This is a genomic window from Nocardioides albidus (genome assembly GCF_006335005.1).
In the GTDB taxonomy this organism is placed as follows: Bacteria; Actinomycetota; Actinomycetes; order Propionibacteriales; family Nocardioidaceae; genus Nocardioides; species Nocardioides albidus.
This window is the reverse complement of the sequence record NZ_VDMP01000027.1, coordinates 252,120-268,496: the sequence shown is the minus strand read 5'-3', so window position 1 is coordinate 268,496 and position 16,377 is coordinate 252,120. Positions and strand designations below refer to the sequence as shown.

Genomic DNA, 16,377 nt, shown 5'->3' with positions numbered 1-16,377 from the left:
CCGGCCCGGCCCGGTTCGCCGTCCGCTCCGAGCAGCTGCAGGTTCGTACCGACGCCGCCGACGGCACGTCGGGCGAGGTGCTGGACGTCAGCTTCTTCGGCCACGACGCCACCATCCGGGTCCGGCTGGGCTCGGGCGAGGTCGTCACCGCCCGCACCCCCGCGGGCTCGGTCCCCCAGCCGGGCGAGCCGGTGCGGGTCACCGTGGTCGGGGACGTGATCGCCTTCCCGAGGTGACCCGGCCTGCCTGCTCGCGGGGCGAGAAGTCGGACCCAGCGTCTCAGTCGTCGAGGCCGAGGGACGCGGCGTAGCGGTGCATGCCGGCGATCCACCGGTCGTGGTCGGCCGCCTTGCCCTGGAGCATGCGGTGCACCTGCGGGTGCGGAAGGACGAGGAAGCGCTCCTCGGCCACCGCGTCGAGGACGATCCCGGCCACCGCGGCGGGCGTCAGCACGTCGCCGGCGTCCGTGACGGCCTGGGCCATGGTGCGCTCCACGGCGTCCTCGGAGGTCCGTCCGAGGTTGAGCATGTCCGTGTCGACCCCCATCGGGCACAGGCAGCTCACCTTGATCCCGCGCGCGCCGTAGGTCACCGCCAGCCACTCGGCGAAGGCGACCGCGGCGTGCTTGGAGACCGAGTAGGTCGCGGAGCCGATCTGGGTGAGCAGGCCGGCGGCCGAGGCGGTGCTGACGAAGTAGCCCTCGCCGCGCTCGAGCCACTCCGGCACCACCAGCTGTGCGGCGCGCACGTGGGCGAGCACGTTGACGTCGAGAGCGCGTTGCCAGTGCTCGTCGTCGCCCAGCTCGGGCGCCCCGGGGACACCGGCGTTGGCGAAGAAGAGGTCGACGTCGCCGTGGGCCTCCCGGGCCGCCCCGAGCAGCGCCGCGAGGTCGTCGCGCGAGGAGGCGTCCCCCGGTACGGCGATGACGCGGTCGCCGTACTCACCGGCGAGCCGGTCCCGGGTCGCGTCCAGGCGCGGTCCCGGGAGATCGCCGAGGGCGACTCTGGCGCCTCGGCGCAGCAGCTCCTCGGCGAGGGCGGCGCCGATGCCGCCGGCGGAGCCGGTCACCACGGCCACACGGTCACGAACGTCCATCGATCCTCCTGGTGATGCCAGCGAAACGTACTCGAATCCGGGTTCGGCTCCGCAGGTGCCCGGCTGGGTCGGGCACCGTGCTGGGCACGGGAGCCGTCAGGCCGGCTGCGTCAGGTCCCGGACGATGCCGGTGTCGTAGCGTCCCTCGACCATCGGTGCGCTCTGCAGCACCCGGGCGAGGAAGGGAAGGTTCTGCCCCGGCCCTTCGATCCGCGCGACGGCGACCGCCTCCTGGGCGACCCGCAACGCCGCTGCCCGGTCCGGACCGGTGGTGACGAGCTTGGCCATCAGCGGGTCGAAGAACGGAGTGACCTCCGTGCCCTCGGCATAGCCGGCGTCGACCAGGACGCCGGCCATGTCGACCGGCAGGTCCCAGGTCGTGATCCGGCCGGGCTTCGGCAGGAAGCGGACCGGGTCCTCGGCGTAGATCCGCAGCTCGAAGGCATGACCGGCGGGCTCGGCGGTGAAGCCGTCGGGGATGACGGACTCGCCTCGGGCGACCGCGAGCTGCCAGGCCACGAGATCGACGGTGTGCACGGCCTCGGTGATCCGGTGCTCGACCTGCAGGCGGGTGTTCATCTCGAGGAAGAACGCCTCGCCGCTGTCGGTGTCGAGGAGGAACTCGACAGTTCCCGCGCCGCGGTAGGACACCGCCGTCGCGAGGGCGGTGGCCCATCGGGCGAGGCGGTCGGCCGTCTCCTCGGTGAGTCCCGGCGCCGGCGTCTCCTCCACGACCTTCTGGTGACGCCGCTGGACCGAGCAGTCCCGGGGAGCCATCGTCACGATCCGCCCGTCGGGCAGGCCCATCACCTGCACCTCGATGTGCCGGGCGCGCTCCACCCAGCGCTCGATCAGCACCCGCGGGTCCTGGTAGAGGCTGGTCCCCCGCGAGCTCACGGCGCGGAAGGCGTCCGCGACCTCGTCGGGGGTGCGCGCGACGGCCATGCCCATCCCGCCGCCCCCGGCGACGGCCTTGAGCATGACCGGCAGCCCGATCTCGGCCGCGACCGCCTCGGCGGTGTCGGCGTCCTCCACGCTGTCGTGGCCTGCCGACAGCACGGGGACGCCGTGCTCGTGGGCGACCCGGCAGGCACTCGACTTGTCGCCCATCAGGGCGATGGTGGCGGGATCGGGACCGACGAAGGTCAGTCCTGCCGCGGTGCACGCCCGAGCGAAGCGCGCGTCCTCGGAGAGGAATCCGTAGCCGGGGTGGACCGTGTCGGCGCCGGCGGTGCGCGCCGCCTCGAGCATCGCCTCGACCGAGATGAAGTCACGCGGCGAGGCGAGGTCGACGCACTCGTCGGCGACGGCGGTGTACGGCAGGCCGGCATCGCACGCCGGCGCCGCCACGACCGCGCGCAGCCCCTCGGCCCGCACCGTCGCGGCGATCCGTGCGGCGATCTCGCCGCGGTTGGCGATGAAGACGCACTTCATCGCGCTCACCTCCGCTTCGGGTCGAGCAGCCGCTGGATCTCGTCGCCCACGATGTTGAGGGCGAAGACGGTGAGGGCGATGGCCGCGCCCGGCACGAAGATCTGCACCGGAGCCTGGTCGAAGAAGGTGTAGGACCGGGAGAGCACGGAGCCCCACGACGCCGTCGGCGGACGGACGCCGAGCTGGAGGAAGCTCAGGCTGGCCTCGGCGATGAGGGCGAAGCCCATCAGGATCGCGACCTGGACCAGGATCGGCTGGATCACGTTGGGCACCACGTGCGGCAGGATCAGGCGCCGCAGCCCGCGGGCGCCGAAGGACCGGGACGCCTCGATGTAGGTCTGCTGCTTGACCGCCATCGTCTGGGCCCGGGCCAGCCGGATGATCGTGGGTGCCAGCACGATGCCGACCGCGGTCATCGCGGTGTTGATGTCGGGACCCATGGTCGCGGTGATGCCGATGGCCAGCACGATGGCGGGGAAGGACATCACGGCGTCCACGATGCGCATGACCACGGCGTCGACCCACCGTCCCGAGTAGCCGGCGAGGACGCCGAGGGGGAATCCGATGACGACGGCGATCCCGACCGCCAGCGCGGCCGCCACCACCGAGACCCGGGTCCCGTGCAGCATCCGGCTGAGGACGTCGCGACCGAGGTCGTCGGTGCCGAGCAGGTGGTCTCCGCTGATCGGCAGCAGGATCGCGTTCAGATCCTGGGCGTTCGGCTCGTAGGGCGCGATCAGGTCGGCCAGGACGACGACCAGCGCCACGACGGCGAGGATCGCGTAGCTCGCCCACACGGCCAGCCGGCCGGCTCGGCGCTTGGCCGTCGTGACCTCGACGGTCGTCACAGTCTTCGCGGTTGCGTCAGCCATCAGGCGATCCTCGGGTCCAGAATGCGGTAGGAGATGTCCACGATGAGGTTGGTCAACAGCACCAGGGCGGCGGCGACGAACACGACCGCCTGGATGACGGTGTAGTCACGCTGGTTGGTGGCCTCCACGACCAGCGAGCCCAGCCCGGAGAGCCCGAACACCGCCTCGACGACGACCGCGCTGCCGATCAGGCGGGAGACCTGGATGCCCAGGATGGTCGCGAACGGGAGGCTGGAGTTCTTCAGGGCGTGCTTCCAGATGATGCTCCGGCTCGGGAGCCCCTTGGCCCGGTGGGTGCGGACATAGTCGGCCGACAGGTTCTCGATCATCGCGCTGCGGACCTGCCGCGCGATCTCCGCCGCACCGACGGCGCCGAGCGCGACGGCCGGCATCACCAGACCCCGCATCGCCTCGGCGGGGTCGTCGGCGAGGCTCGGGCCACCGGGTCCGGGCAGCCAGCCCAGCTGCAGCGCGAAGACCACGATCAGCATCATCCCGAGCCAGAAGTTGGGGATCGCGATGCCGAGGGTCGCGGCCGTGGTCAGGAACTTGTCGAACCGCGACTCCGCGCGCTGGGCGGCCAGCACTCCGGCCGGGAGCCCGATCGCGACGGCGACCAGGAGCGCGAGGCCGGTGAGGATCAGGGTCAGCGGCAGCCGCTCGAAGACCAGGTCGGCGACCGGCTGGCCGGTGCGGAAGGACTGGCCCAGGTCGCCGGTCAGCGCACCGCCGAGCCAGCTCAGGTACTGCTGGAGCAGCGGCTCGTTCAGCCCGAGGTCCGCGCGGATCTCGGCGAGCCGCTCCGGTGTCGCATAGTCGCCGGCCAGCGCGACCGCCGGGTCGCCCGGGATCAGCCGCTGGAGGAAGAAGACGATGAACGTCGCCAGGATCAGGGTCGGGACGGCCGAGGCGACGCTGGTCGCCACCACGCGCAGGGCCTTCATCGGGCACTCCCCTCGGCGGACACGCCGTACAGCTCCTCGACGCGCAGGCACGCCGACTGATGGTCGGGACGGACCTCGAGCAGGCTCGGGTCCTGGGCGGTGCACCTCTCCACCGCGTGCGGACACCGGGTGTGGAAGCGGCATCCGGACGGCGGCGAGAGGGGGCTGGGGATGTCTCCGGTGAGGATGATCCGCCGGTCCGCCCCGTCCCCGCTGACGAGGGGCTGGGCCGAGAGCAGAGCCTCGCTGTAGGGGTGGAGCGGTCGCCCGAGCATCGACTCGGTCGTCGCACGCTCGACGATCCGGCCCAGATACATCACGCTCATCCGGTCCGCGATGTGGCCCACGACGCTGAGGTCGTGGCTGATGAAGACGATCGTCAGCTGGTACTCGGCCTTCAGGTCCTGCAGCAGATTGAGGATCTCCGCCTGCAGGGCGACGTCCAGGGCCGCGACCGACTCGTCGCAGATCAGGACCTTCGGCCGCGTGACCAGGGCCCGGGCGATGTTCGCCCGCTGCTTCTGCCCGCCGCTGAGCTGGTGCGGGTAGCGGCGGACGAGGTGGTCGGGCAGCCCCACGTCGGAGAGCGCCTTGAGCGCGACCTCGGTCCGCTCGGACTTCGCTCCGTGGGACATCACGTCGAGCGGCTCGCGCACGCTCTGCAGGATGGTGCGGCGCGGGTCCAGCGCGCTGTGCGGGTCCTGGAAGACCATCTGGACCGCCTCGACGAACTCGCGACGCCGACTCTTGTCGAAGCCCGAGGTGGGCTCGCCGCGCCAGAGCACCTCGCCGTCGCTCACCGGCGCCAGGCCGACGATCGCGCGGGCGACGGTGGACTTGCCCGACCCGCTCTCGCCGATCAGGCCGAGGGTCTCGCCCTCGTTGATCACCAGGTCGATCCGGTCGACGGCGGTCAGCCTGCGGCGCCAGCCGACCGGGTAGCGCACGGACACGCCGCGCAGCTCGAGAAGCGGCGCGCTCATGCTCGCGCTCCCTTCAGCTCGATCTCCTCGCTGCGGATGCAGCGGACGTCGTGCGGCTGGCCCGCGGTCGCGAGCCGGCGCAGCTCCTGAGGGGTCTCGCACACGGGCTGCTCGTGCGGGCAGCGCGGGGCGAAGACGCAGCCCTCGATCGCCTGTCCCGGCGGGGGGACCCGCCCGGGGATGGTGGCCAGCCGGTGACCGCGGGTCTCCGGGGAGGGCAGGGCGGCCAACAGGCCGGCGGTGTAGGGATGGGCGGGCTCGTCGAGGACGACGCCGACCGGGCCCTGCTCGACCACGCGGCCGGCGTACATCGTGATCATCCGGGTGCAGGTCTCGGAGACCACCCCGAGGTCGTGGGTGACGAAGAGGACGGACATTCCCCGATCCCGCGCGAGGCCCTTGATCAGCTCGAGCAGCTGGGCCTGGATCGTGACGTCCACGGCCGTGGTGGGCTCGTCGGCGATCAGCAGTTGGGGCGCGCAGGCGAGCGCGATCGCGATCATGACGCGCTGGCGCATGCCGCCCGACAGCTCGTGGGGATAGGCCTTCATCCGGGCCCGCGGGTCGGAGATGCCGACCTGGCCGAGGAGGTCGAGGGACTCCCGCTCGGCCGCCTTGCCCTTCAGCCCCTGGCGGACGCGCAGCGTCTCCTCGAGCTGCGAGCCGATCGTGAAGACCGGGTCGAGGGCGGTCATCGGCTCCTGGAAGACCATGGCCAGCGGAGTCTTGCGCCGGTCGCGGTGATGACCGGCGCGGTCGAACAACGGGGCGCCGCCCAGGGTGGCCGTCCCCTGGACCCGCGACGAGCGCGGGTCCAGGAGACCGGCCAGGGCCAGCGAGGGGACGGTCTTGCCGCTGCCGCTCTCGCCCACGAGACCGACGATCTCGCCGGGGTCGACGTGGAAGGTGACGCCATGCAGCGCCTGCACCTCCCTCGGCGCATGGCCGAAGAAGACGTCGAGACGCTCCACGCTCAGCAGCGGTTCCACCATCATCGGTCCTTTCCCTGGGTACGGCGTACGGCCGTCAGTCGAACGTGATGCCGGTGAACTTCGGCTTGCCGAGGAGGGTGTCCTGGAAGCCCTTGACGTCGTCACGCACGCCGACGAGGTTCGACGCGAACGCGAGCGGCAGGAACGGCGTGTCCTTGTAGACCGCATCGGCGATGGCGTTCAGGCCGGGCAGGCGCTCGTCCTGAGTCGTGCCCTGGTCGGTCAGCGCGATCGCCTCGTCGATGCCGGGCACCGCCTCGTGAGAGGTGTTGAAGTAGCCCTTCGCGGTGAACATCAGCCGGTACGTCGCCTCCGGGTCGGGGCGGCCGGTCCAGGCCGACAGCAGCGCCGGAGCCTTGCGGTCGTTGAAGTAGTCGTTGGTCGCCTGGACCACCTCACGCGGGAGGATCTCGACCGTCACCCCGACCTCGGCCCACTGCTGCTTGAGGATCTCCGCCACCCGAACGGTGGCCGAGTCGGCGTTGGCGATCATCTCGAAGCTCAGCTTCTCCGCACCGGCCTCCCTGAGCAGCTGCCGGGCCTCGTCCGGGTCGTACGGGTACTCCACCGACTCCGGCGGCGCGGCCCAGTAGTCGTCGGGGAGGGCTCCGCGAGCGACGGCCCCGCGGTCGAAGTAGCCGCTCTTGAGGACGGCCTCGCGGTCGATCGCGACACTCAGCGCCCGGCGGACCCGGGGGTCACCGAGCTCCTTGGAGGTCCGGTCCAGGTAGACCTGGTTGAGCCACATCCGGTCGTGCTCGGACAGCGTGACGCCGCTGGCGGACTCGAGGCCCTTCGCGTCGGCGGGAGCGATCTCGAGGGAGATGTCCTGCTGGCCCGAGCGCAGCGAGGTGGCCCGGGTCTTGGGGTCGGGGACGATGTTGAAGTCGATCGCCGCGACCCGCTCGACGTCCTTGTCCCAGTAGTCCTCGAAGCGCTCCAGCTTGAGCTGGCTGCCGCGCTTCCAGGCGACGAACTTCCACGGGCCGGCGCCCACGGGCTGGGTGCCGAGGTCGGCGCCCGCCTTCTGGGCCGCGGTCGGGGAGACCATCATGCCGGCCCGGTCGGCCAGCGCCATGAGCAGCGAGGAGTCCGGGTGCTTGAGCTTGAGGGTGACCGTCGTCGGGTCGACCACGACCACGCTGTCGAGCGCGACGAGCTCGGCGGCGATGTTCGATCCCTCGGCCATCTCACGCTCGAGGTTGAACTTGACCGCCTCGGCGTCGAGCGCCGTCCCGTCGTGGAACTTGACCCCCTCGCGCAGCTTGAGCGTCAGCTCCGTCGGCGACGACTGCTCCCACGACTCCGCGAGACCGGGCTGGGGCTCGAGGCCCTCGTTGTAGGAGATCAGCGTGTCGTAGATCGGGTAGAGCATGACGTGGTCGGTGCCGGCGTTGCCCTTGATCGGGTCGAGCGAGGACACGTCGGCGGCCGCGGCGACCCGCAGCGCGCGATCGCCGTCGCCCGAACCGCCGGAGCCGCCTCCGCAGGCGGCCAGGAAGGTCAGGAGCAGGGCGATCAGCGCCGCGCCTCCGAACCTGAGGGACTTCTTCATGACGTGCTTCCTTCCAGCAGGTGCTGACGCAGCTTGTACTTCTCGATCTTGTTGGTGGGCGTCCGAGGGATCTGGTCGACCGCGACCAGGTGCCTCGGGCGCATGAACTTGGGCATGACCTGCTCGCAGTGGCGGCGCAGCTCCTGCTCGTCGAACGCGGCTCCGGGCGCGATCTCGACGAAGGCGGCGATGTCGTCCTCGTCCCCCTCGGCACCGGCCACGGCGACGACCGCGGCCAGCTGGACCGCCGGGTGCTTCGCGAGGAGCTCCTCCACGTGGAAGCTCGAGATGTTCTCGCCTCGCACGCGGATCCGGTCGCCGAGGCGGTCGACGTACACGAACAGGCCGTTGTCGTCGATCATCGCCGCGTCGCCCGTGTGGAACCACAGGTTGCGCCAGGCCTTGACCGTGGCCGCGGGCTTGGCGAGGTATTCGGCGAAGAGCAGGTCGGGGACCTTGGGCCGCATCGCCAGCTCGCCCACCTGTCCCGGCGCGCAGGGCATGTCGTGCTCGTCGAGGACGGCGACGTCGACGAAGGGGGCGGGACGGCCCATGATGCCGTGCGGAAGGGCGTCGGCGCCGTCGACCACGAGCAGCCCGTGGTCGAGGAAGCCCTGCCGGAGCTCGGCGTGGCTCTTGCCCCGGTAGAGGTCGGCCGGGGTCCCCTCGCCCTCCGCGGTCTGCTCGATGAGGGTCATCAGCGAGGCGCCGGACTCCGACTGGCCGAAGCCGGACGTCGTGAAGTCGATGCCGAAGCGCCGCGCGAACTCGTGGTGCTCGGCGGGCAGCGGCTGCATGTGCACGAGCTTGAGCGGGTTGCGCCGGTCGTCGTCGCGGGGCTCGGCCTTGAGCAGCCACGGGGTCATGACGTCGAGGAGGACCGCGGTGGTGCATCCGGTGGTGGTGACCCGGCGCCAGAAGTCCTGCGGGCTGAACCGGTTCCACAGGCTCACGGTCGCGCCGACCCACAGCGCCTTGGCGACGTTGAAGTGGGCTCCGCCGACGTGGTAGAGCGGCAGGTCGTTGTAGACCACGTCGTCCTGGTTCATCGCGCGGCGGCCGACCCAGGTGTAGCCGTTGATCCAGCGGTGCGACTGCACGACGCCCTTGGAGGGACCGGTCGTGCCCGAGGTGTAGATGACGTTGGCCGCGTCGTCGTAGCCGACCTGGTGGTCGGGCCGGGCGGCGGGGGCGAGCAGGTCCTCGAAGGTGGTCCCGTCGTCCGCCGAGCCGTCGATCACCACGGTGGCGATGTCCGGCAGCCGGTCGGCGATCGCGTCGACGGTGGGCCGGAGCGCGGCGTCGACGACGAGCATCCGCGGGCCGGTGTCGGCGAGCTGGTAGGCGAGCAGGTCGCCGGCGTACTGGAAGTTGACCGGGGCGTAGACCGCTCCGGCCTTCCAGATGCCGTACATCAGCAGCGTCGCGGCGAGCGGCGCGGTCGTGAGGACGCTGACCCGGTCGCCGGGCGCGACCCCGAGGGATCGCAGGTTCCCGGCGATCCGGTCGGTGCGCTCGGCGAACTGGAGATAGGTGACGTCCTCGCCGGTCTCGCCGTAGTGGATCGCCACGTGTCCGGCGCGGTGCACGGCGTGGTGGTCGAGCGCGTCGACGGCGGTGGCGAAGTCCGACTCGAGGAGCCCGACCAGGGCACGCGGGTCGTCGTACGTCATGGCCGCACCCCCAGGCTCGGCGGACCGACCAGCTCCGGCAGCACCCGGTAGGCGTCACGGACCCAGCGCACGAGCAGGTCCCTCGTCCGGCGCGGGTCGATCACGTCCTGGACGCCGTAGCGCTCGGCGGTGTGGAAGGGCGAGCGAGCGTCCTCGAGGCGGTCCTGGATCTCCTTGAGCAGGCGGTCGGGGTCGTCCGAGGCCTCGAGGTCGCGACGGTACGCCGCCTCGATGCCACCCTCGACGGGCAGCGAGCCCCAGTCGCCGGACGGCCAGGCCCACTGGCGGCTGTAGCGGTGGCGGTTGATCTGGCCGGCGCCGCCGACGCCGAAGACCCGACGCACGATCACCTCGGCCATCGGGATCCGGGCCTGGTAGGCAGCGGCGACCGCCCGGGCGCCGCGGCGGATGGAGGCGGCCTTCTCGGCGTCCAGCCCGATCATCATCCCGGCCTGGTCGGTGAGGCTCACCAAGGGCAGGTGGAAGGTCTCGCACAGGTCGATCAACCGGGTCAGCGCGTCCGCGCCGTTCGGCGTCATGGTGGCGCCCTTGTAGGGGTCGGTGGCGACGACGCCGACGGGGTGGCCGTCGAGCCGGGCGAGACCGGTGTAGACCGATGCGCCGTATCCGGCCGTGGAGAACACCGATCCCTCGTCGAAGACCGCGTCGAGGAGCGGCTTGAGCTTGTAGGGCTGGCGCCGGTTGCGCGGGACGAGGTCGGCGAGGACCTCGGCGTCACCGGCCGGCGGGCACCCCGCGCCGACGGGCGGCAGCTCGTGGACGCTGGAGGGCAGGTAGCCCAGGAACTGCCGGATGGCCGCCATGGCCGCCGCCTCGTCCGGAACCACCCGGTCGATGGCGCCGCTCCTGGCGTGCACCCCGGCACCGCCGAGCTGCTCCTTGTCGAGGTCCGCTCCGGTCGCGTGCCGCACGACCGGCGGGCCGGCCACGAACAGCTGGGACTGCCCCTCGATGAGGATGGACAGATGGCTCATCACGGCCCGCGCTGCCCCGAGCCCGGCGACGGGGCCCATGCAGGCGGCGACGACGGGGACCAGGGACATGTTGGCGACGACGTGGTCCCAGCCCGGGTTGGCGGGGACGTAGGTGTAGCCGGCCGACTCGATCATCTTGACGCTGCCACCGCCGCCGGTGCCCTCGATCAGACGCACCAGGGGCACCCGCATCGCGCCCGCCAGTCGCTCGGAGTCCACCTGCTTGGCCATGATCGAGGCGTCCGCGGCGCCGCCGCGGATGGTGAAGTCGTCGGCACCGACCGCGACCCGGCGGCCGTCGATGTCACCCAGCCCGAAGAGGAAGTTCGCCGGCATCACGTCGACCTCGCCGTGCTCGTCGGCCGAGGGGAATCCCGCCAGCGCGCCGATCTCCTCGAAGGAGCCGTCGTCCAGGAGCTCCGCGATGCGATCGCGGACCGTCGAGCGACCGGCCGCGCGCTGGCGCGCCACCTTCTCCGCACCGCCCATCAACGCGGCACGCGCGGCGCGCCGGTCGATCTCCTCGATCTCGGGGGACCAGGTGTGGGCCATCACATCCTTTCTCGCCTAAGCACTCGCTTAGACGTCCGACGACCACGGTAGGTGAGCCACGTCACCGCCGACAAGGCCCACGGCCAAGAAAATTGAAGTTGAGGCCGAATTCATGTTCTACGCGGGATCGGGCTCGATCACCGCCAGCACCGATCCCTCCTCGACCGCGCTCCCCTCGGCCACATCAAGCCTGGAAACGGTGCCGGACACGCCGGCCACCGCCGGAATCTCCATCTTCATCGACTCGAGCGTGACGACCGGATCGTCGACCGACACCCGATCCCCCACGGCCACGTGGACACGGAACACGGTGGCGGTCATCTCAGCTACGACATCGGTCATCGGGGGGCTCCTAAGCAGTTGCTTGCCTGTCTATGAACAGCCGCTTAGCATTCGGGGTGGGCCTGGAGGTGTCAAGCGCCACGGCGCCGACCGTCCACTCGGGGCCGGCCGGTGGGTCGACCGCAGGAGGAAGCGATGAGCGGCATGGGGGCGGTCGACGACGACCACCGGGAGCGGATGCGCATCGAGGAGTTCTGGCACGACCGGGCGACCGACCCTCGACGCCGGATCCTCGTCGGCGCGACGGTGGCGTTCGCCCAGCGGGGCTACCACGGGGCGTCGACGCGCCAGATCGCCGTGGCGTCCGGAATGAGCCCGGCCGCGGTCTACATCCACTTCGAGTCGAAGGAGGACCTGTTCTTCCAGATCAGCCGGGCCGGCCACCTCGCGGCGCTCGACGTCCTGCGCACCGCGAGCGAGGTGTCCACCGACCCGGCCGAGCGACTGCGCCACGCCGTGGCGGCGTTCGCAGCCATCCACGCCGAGTTCCACGTCGTGATCCGCACCGTCCAGTACGAGTTGCGCGTGCTGTCCGGCGAGCGGTTCCAGGAGATCGCGGCGATCCGCCACGACATCGTCCAGGCGGTCCGCGAGATCCTTCAAGCGGGTGTGAAGAGCGGCCAGTTCGCGGTCACCGACATCGAGGGGACCACCCTGCTGGTCCTCTCGTTCTGCATCGACATCGCCCGCTGGTACAGCGAGAGCTCACGCCGCACGCCCTCGTCGATCGGCCTGCAGTACTCCGACCTGGCCCTCAAGCTGGTGGACGCGGGGCGGCCGGGCGGCCGGGCTCACGAGTAGTCGGCATACACCCGGCGCTCGACACCGTCCACGGTGACCGGTCCTCCGTGCGGGAGGATCCACTGCGGCCGGGTGTGCCCGAACGGGATGCCGACGCACAGCACGGCGTCGGGGTTGTAGCGGGCGACCTGCTCGGCCACCACCTCGCGCTGGGCGGCCCGGAGCGCGGCTCGCTGGGCGGCGTCGGGCCGCCGCTCGAAGTCCGAGACCGGCGGCCGCGCCACCAGGACGGCGTCGACGGCGGCGAGCAGGCCCCGCTCGCCGAGGGAGCGCACGATCCAGCCCACCTCGCGGGCCGGCAGCAGCTCCTCGGAGGTCTCGAGGAGCATCACGCCGCCCGCGAGCGCCTCCGGCGGCTCCCGGAGCCGGCCCGCCGTCAGCACCCACTGCAGCGCCTCCAGGCAGCCGCCCCAGGTGGGGCCGGTGACGATGCGGGCGGGACCGGACCAGCTCCACGGCTCGGTGGGCTCCCGGTCGCCGTACTCGGTCAGGGCGAGGGGGTCGTTCCAGTCCTTGCCGACGTCCTCGGACTCGCCGGGGTCGGTGATCTCGAGCCGGCCGCCGTCGAGGAGCGCCGCGCGCAGCGACGCGGCGTGCACCGCGTCCACGCCCGGGCCGGGGCCGAGGTGCACCTGCGTGGACCCGCCGTAGAAGCTGGCGATCCCCACCGACCAGAGCCACTGGTGCAGGTTGGTGTTGTCGCTCGTGCCGAGGAACGGCTTGGGGTCCGCCAGGGCGAGGCTCGCGTCGAGATGAGGGACGACGGTGATCTGGTCCTCGCCGCCGACGCTCGCCACGATCGCCCGCACCGCGGGGTCCGCGAAGGCGGCGTTGACGTCGGCGGCCCGATCCTGGGCACTCGCGCCGAGCCGGCGCGTCGTCGGGTACTCCACCGGCACCAGCCCGGTCACCTCCGCGAGCCGACGCATCGCCTGCTCGTGCAGGGCCGGCGCGAAGCCGGGCGCCGCGAACGACGGGGAGAGCACGGCGATCCGGTCGCCGGGACGGGCCTTGGGCGGATGCAGGAGGTCACGAGCCATGCGTCAGCATGACCCACGCCGATAGGGACCGCCACGACCGAGGACGCCACCTGGCAGCGGGGATCACTGCCGGGCCTGCGGAAAGACCTCCAACGAGCGCCGGTACATCGCCACGGCAGCCAGCTGGGAGTCGACGCCGAGCTTGCGACGCAGCGACTTCACCTGGCTACGCACGGTGGCCTCGGCGACTCCGGAGGCCTCGGCGATCCGGCGTACCGACGTCCCGTCGTAGAGCGAGCCGAGGACCTCGTACTCCCGGTGGGTCAGCCGCTCCATCCGCCGGACCAGGTCGCGCTGCTCCTCGGCGACGCTCTCCCACTCGCGCAACGCCCGGGCGCGCAGCACCTCGGGGGTCGGCGAGCCCCCGGCGATCGTGTCCCGGATGGCCTGGGCCAGGGCGTCCGTGGTCGTGGTGGTCGGCAGCACGCCGGCCGCGCCCGCGCCGAGCACGGTGCCCCACCGAGGACCGAAGTCGCTGTCGGTCAGGACCAGCCAGCGGATCGGTCCGCGACCGACGAGCACCTCGACGTCGTGCAGGAGGTCGGGCGTGCGCAGGTCGCACAGGACGACCCCGACCGAGGCTCCGCTGCGGGCCAGTCCGTGGCGGAACGACAGCCGGCCGCCGCGCTCGGGCCAGTCGAACAGCACCGGCGCCAGTCCTCGGCCGCGCAGCGCGGCCGCGATCGCCTGGCCGACCAGCCGGCGCTCGGCGACGAGCACGATCCGGCGGACCGATTCCTCAACCGACGTCGACGACGACACGGTCGATCGTTCCGTGGAACTGGTCGGCGGACCCACCGGCGAGGCGGCCCCGAACAGTGACCTTGGCCCCGATCGACAGCGGGGCGTGGTCGAAGACCATCGCGCCGGGATCGCCGGCGCCGAGCCATGTCTGGGGCGGCGCGGAGCCCTCGAGATCCTCCAGTTCCATCCGCACCGAGGGACCGGAGCGGGTGCAGGTCAGCCGGTACCAGCGATCCGGCGTGACCGGCTGGTCGCCGCGGACGAGCACCTCGCCCAGAGTGCCGGCGAGTCGGCACGAGGGGACGCCGTGGTCGAGCTGGAGCTTGAGCTGCGCGGGCTCGCCGTACCGTCCCCGCTGGACGAGGTTGTCGCCGTCGTCGGCGGGCCGGCCGGCCGTCGCCGCGTCCGCCCGGAAGTCCACCCCCACCACGAGGTCCGCCGCACCGGGATCGAAGGGGTCCGGGGTCGTCGGATCGGTGCGGACCACGAGGGCCGCCGCCGGGACCGTCCCCTCCGCGGCGTACGCCGGGGTCCGCACGGCGGTGCCGCCGGTTCGTCCCGGGGTCCAGGTCAGCCGGCCGCCGCCGGCCGTGACCACCGAGACGTCGACCGTGGCGGTGCCGTCGTTCGCCGCGCCGGGCACCAGGTCACCCGGGACGACCACGTGGTCGAAGCCGAGGCCGAGGTCGACCCCACGCAGGTCCTGCGCTCGGGCACGGTGCGCCGCCGTGGCCGTGTCGTCGCCCATGGCGCATCCGCCCGCCGCACCGATCGTGAGCAGCAGGACGACGAGCCTCCGGACGGTCATCCTCAGCCTCCCCGTGGGAGGGGACCGACGAACACCGTGCCGGGTCCCCAGCGGACGTGGTCCACCTTCGGCCCGCCGACGTCGGCGACCTCACCGCTGAGCTGCGCGGCCTGGGCCGTCCGCGTCCAGCCGGTGCTGCGCAGGCGTCCGGTCGCGGTGGTCCAGTAGAGCCTCTTGCCGGCGACGAACAGGGCGCGCGCCCGGCGCGGGTCGAATCCGCCTACGCGTCGTGACGCCACCGACCGCTGCGCCCCGACGATCCCGCTCTGCGGGTTGAAGTAGCGGTAGAACAGGGTCCGCGAGCCGGCCAGTGTGAAGTAGATCCGGCCCCGGTCGTAGAACAGGCCGGTCATCGTCGCCAGCTCGCCGTGCCAGGCCTGCAACGGCACCAGCGCGTCGGCGCCGGCGACCGGCTCCGCCGGGCCGTACGTCGAGCCGTCGAAGGTCCGCCGGGTGAACGATCCGTCGCGACCCGCCAGGTAGAGATGGCCGCCGAGCATGAAGGCGCCCGCCACCGTGCTCCAGTCCGGGCCGACGCCCGGGACCGTCGAGGAGGGACCCGCATGGTGGCCGTGGTGCCGCCGGCGGGTCAGTCCGCTGCCCTGGGCCAGGTAGAGCACCGCCGGACGTCGCGGCGTCGACAGCGCGGGGTACGACGCTCCGCCTGCGGGGAGGAGAGCGATCCGGGAGCGCACCTGGTCGTGGATGCGGTCCGTGTCGGAGCCGACCCAGAGCCCCGCACCCGTCAGCAGCAGGTCGCCCACGCCCAGGCCCCGGCTGCGTCCGGGATTCCAGGTGAACGGCAGCCCGTTCACGGGGCTGAGGGCGGCGAGGCCGGGTCGCGGAACGGCGCCGGGGCCCGGCGCGTTGACGCCGTACGGGTTGTTGAACCAGCGCTGGTGGCCGCCGACGTAGACGACCGCGGACGTGGCCTCGAGCTCCTGGACCGTGTCGCCCCCGGTCGACGCGACCCAGGACGGGCGGACCGCGCGATCGCCGCCACGGGTCTCGAACCGGGCGACGCTGTCGCACGGCGAGGCGGGACCACCCGGACCGCCGGTCGTCGCGACGACGAAGTACCTGCCGTTCGGCGCCAGGGCGACGTCTCGCACATAGCTGTAGTGCCCCGGCTGGCAGGTGGCGGCATAGAAGCGGGTACGGAAGGAGGTGAGGCCGATGCCGGGCCGCACGTCGAGCACGGCCAGCTGCCGACGCCGCTCGCCCTCGACGGAGCGGAAGTTCCCGAGGATGACCAGAAGCCGACCGTTGACGCTCAGGTCGAGCTTCGCCACCGTGGTGCGCCCGAGGCCGCGCCGGGCTCGGCCGGCGATCCTCGGGTCCAGACCGTCCCGCGAGGCCCCGGTGCGCGGGGCGAGCACCACGAGCGCGCGCTGAGGCTGCCCGGCGATACGGGAGAAGGAGCCGGCCACCCACAGCCGCGACCGGTCGAGCCGGATGTCGCGGACCGGGCCGTCGACCCGGCCGGCGTCGAAGCGGGACACGACCGCGCCGCCGGCCACCGCGACCTGCGCGATCCGCGACCGGGG

At 72.2% G+C, this 16,377-nt stretch carries 15 protein-coding genes and 1 pseudogene; 2 read left to right on the top strand and 14 right to left on the bottom strand.

All coding sequences use genetic code 11. From position 1 onward, the window contains the following. A partial coding sequence (locus tag FHP29_RS19640; protein ID WP_139624896.1) for a TOBE domain-containing protein occupies positions 1–236 on the top strand: 236 nt, incomplete at its 5' end. Between the two features lie 43 nt (positions 237–279). Here FHP29_RS19640 and FHP29_RS19635 read toward each other — a convergent pair. The 10 genes from FHP29_RS19635 to FHP29_RS19590 all read right to left on the bottom strand — a co-directional run bounded on the left by FHP29_RS19635 (position 280) and on the right by FHP29_RS19590 (position 11,437). After that, entirely contained in the window at positions 280–1,095 is an 816-nt protein-coding gene (locus tag FHP29_RS19635; RefSeq protein WP_139624553.1) for an SDR family oxidoreductase, read from the bottom strand. 96 nt (positions 1,096–1,191) lie between these two features. After that, positions 1,192–2,529 (bottom strand): ATP-binding protein, encoded by a 1,338-nt coding sequence (locus FHP29_RS19630; protein ID WP_139624552.1) that lies wholly within the window; start codon positions 2,527–2,529, stop codon positions 1,192–1,194. Positions 2,530–2,534: 5 nt separating this feature from the next. Then, entirely contained in the window at positions 2,535–3,401 is an 867-nt protein-coding gene (locus tag FHP29_RS19625) for an ABC transporter permease (protein WP_139624551.1), read from the bottom strand. Further along, positions 3,401–4,345 (bottom strand): ABC transporter permease, encoded by a 945-nt coding sequence (locus FHP29_RS19620; RefSeq protein WP_158296653.1) that lies wholly within the window; start codon positions 4,343–4,345, stop codon positions 3,401–3,403. The genes FHP29_RS19625 and FHP29_RS19620 overlap by 1 nt, the downstream gene beginning before the upstream one ends. Continuing rightward, complete coding sequence (locus tag FHP29_RS19615) at positions 4,342–5,328, bottom strand: ABC transporter ATP-binding protein (protein WP_139624549.1); 987 nt, start codon at positions 5,326–5,328, stop codon at positions 4,342–4,344. The genes FHP29_RS19620 and FHP29_RS19615 overlap by 4 nt, the downstream gene beginning before the upstream one ends. Next, complete coding sequence (locus FHP29_RS19610) at positions 5,325–6,323, bottom strand: ABC transporter ATP-binding protein (RefSeq protein ID WP_139624548.1); 999 nt, start codon at positions 6,321–6,323, stop codon at positions 5,325–5,327. The genes FHP29_RS19615 and FHP29_RS19610 overlap by 4 nt, the downstream gene beginning before the upstream one ends. A 31-nt stretch (positions 6,324–6,354) precedes the next feature. Next, complete coding sequence (locus tag FHP29_RS19605; protein ID WP_139624547.1) at positions 6,355–7,875, bottom strand: ABC transporter substrate-binding protein; 1,521 nt, start codon at positions 7,873–7,875, stop codon at positions 6,355–6,357. Continuing rightward, positions 7,872–9,548, bottom strand: a complete 1,677-nt coding sequence (locus FHP29_RS19600; protein ID WP_139624546.1) for an AMP-binding protein — start codon at positions 9,546–9,548, stop codon at positions 7,872–7,874. Before FHP29_RS19600 ends, FHP29_RS19605 begins: the two co-directional genes overlap by 4 nt. Continuing rightward, positions 9,545–11,095, bottom strand: coding sequence for an acyl-CoA carboxylase subunit beta (locus FHP29_RS19595; protein WP_139624545.1), 1,551 nt, complete (start codon positions 11,093–11,095; stop codon positions 9,545–9,547). The genes FHP29_RS19600 and FHP29_RS19595 overlap by 4 nt, the downstream gene beginning before the upstream one ends. 117 nt (positions 11,096–11,212) lie before the next feature. Then, complete coding sequence (locus tag FHP29_RS19590) at positions 11,213–11,437, bottom strand: biotin/lipoyl-binding carrier protein (protein ID WP_139624544.1); 225 nt, start codon at positions 11,435–11,437, stop codon at positions 11,213–11,215. A 135-nt stretch (positions 11,438–11,572) separates the two neighbouring features. Here FHP29_RS19590 and FHP29_RS19585 point away from each other — a divergent pair, with 135 nt between their 5' ends. Next, complete coding sequence (locus tag FHP29_RS19585) at positions 11,573–12,238, top strand: TetR/AcrR family transcriptional regulator (RefSeq protein WP_240044623.1); 666 nt, start codon at positions 11,573–11,575, stop codon at positions 12,236–12,238. Here the strand turns inward: FHP29_RS19585 and FHP29_RS19580 are convergent. The 4 genes and pseudogenes from FHP29_RS19580 to FHP29_RS19565 form a co-directional block, all read right to left on the bottom strand. Further along, positions 12,229–13,278: an LD-carboxypeptidase gene (locus FHP29_RS19580; RefSeq protein WP_139624543.1), complete on the bottom strand. Its 1,050-nt coding sequence runs from the start codon at positions 13,276–13,278 to the stop codon at positions 12,229–12,231. The two genes, FHP29_RS19585 and FHP29_RS19580, sit on opposite strands and share 10 nt — an antisense overlap. A 63-nt stretch (positions 13,279–13,341) precedes the next feature. After that, on the bottom strand, positions 13,342–14,040 hold the full coding sequence (locus FHP29_RS19575; RefSeq protein WP_139624542.1) for a response regulator transcription factor: 699 nt from the start codon (positions 14,038–14,040) through the stop codon (positions 13,342–13,344). Next, on the bottom strand, positions 14,018–14,830 hold the full coding sequence (locus FHP29_RS19570; RefSeq protein WP_139624541.1) for a LamG domain-containing protein: 813 nt from the start codon (positions 14,828–14,830) through the stop codon (positions 14,018–14,020). The genes FHP29_RS19575 and FHP29_RS19570 overlap by 23 nt, the downstream gene beginning before the upstream one ends. Positions 14,831–14,832: 2 nt before the next feature. Beyond that, positions 14,833–16,377: pseudogene (locus tag FHP29_RS19565) on the bottom strand (PKD domain-containing protein); the annotation flags it as partial.

What these genes read in the sequence shown, in the direction of transcription:
- FHP29_RS19610 (WP_139624548.1), bottom strand. Translation starts at nt 6,323, where the DNA reads ATGATGGTGGAACCGCTGCTGAGCGTGGAGCGTCTCGACGTCTTCTTC.
- FHP29_RS19635 (WP_139624553.1), bottom strand. Translation starts at nt 1,095, where the DNA reads ATGGACGTTCGTGACCGTGTGGCCGTGGTGACCGGCTCCGCCGGCGGC.
- FHP29_RS19585 (WP_240044623.1), top strand. Translation starts at nt 11,573, where the DNA reads ATGAGCGGCATGGGGGCGGTCGACGACGACCACCGGGAGCGGATGCGC.
- FHP29_RS19620 (WP_158296653.1), bottom strand. Translation starts at nt 4,345, where the DNA reads ATGAAGGCCCTGCGCGTGGTGGCGACCAGCGTCGCCTCGGCCGTCCCG.
- FHP29_RS19630 (WP_139624552.1), bottom strand. Translation starts at nt 2,529, where the DNA reads ATGAAGTGCGTCTTCATCGCCAACCGCGGCGAGATCGCCGCACGGATC.
- FHP29_RS19580 (WP_139624543.1), bottom strand. Translation starts at nt 13,278, where the DNA reads ATGGCTCGTGACCTCCTGCATCCGCCCAAGGCCCGTCCCGGCGACCGG.
- FHP29_RS19600 (WP_139624546.1), bottom strand. Translation starts at nt 9,548, where the DNA reads ATGACGTACGACGACCCGCGTGCCCTGGTCGGGCTCCTCGAGTCGGAC.
- FHP29_RS19625 (WP_139624551.1), bottom strand. Translation starts at nt 3,401, where the DNA reads ATGGCTGACGCAACCGCGAAGACTGTGACGACCGTCGAGGTCACGACG.
- FHP29_RS19605 (WP_139624547.1), bottom strand. Translation starts at nt 7,875, where the DNA reads ATGAAGAAGTCCCTCAGGTTCGGAGGCGCGGCGCTGATCGCCCTGCTC.
- FHP29_RS19615 (WP_139624549.1), bottom strand. Translation starts at nt 5,328, where the DNA reads ATGAGCGCGCCGCTTCTCGAGCTGCGCGGCGTGTCCGTGCGCTACCCG.
- FHP29_RS19570 (WP_139624541.1), bottom strand. Translation starts at nt 14,830, where the DNA reads ATGACCGTCCGGAGGCTCGTCGTCCTGCTGCTCACGATCGGTGCGGCG.
- FHP29_RS19590 (WP_139624544.1), bottom strand. Translation starts at nt 11,437, where the DNA reads ATGACCGATGTCGTAGCTGAGATGACCGCCACCGTGTTCCGTGTCCAC.
- FHP29_RS19595 (WP_139624545.1), bottom strand. Translation starts at nt 11,095, where the DNA reads ATGGCCCACACCTGGTCCCCCGAGATCGAGGAGATCGACCGGCGCGCC.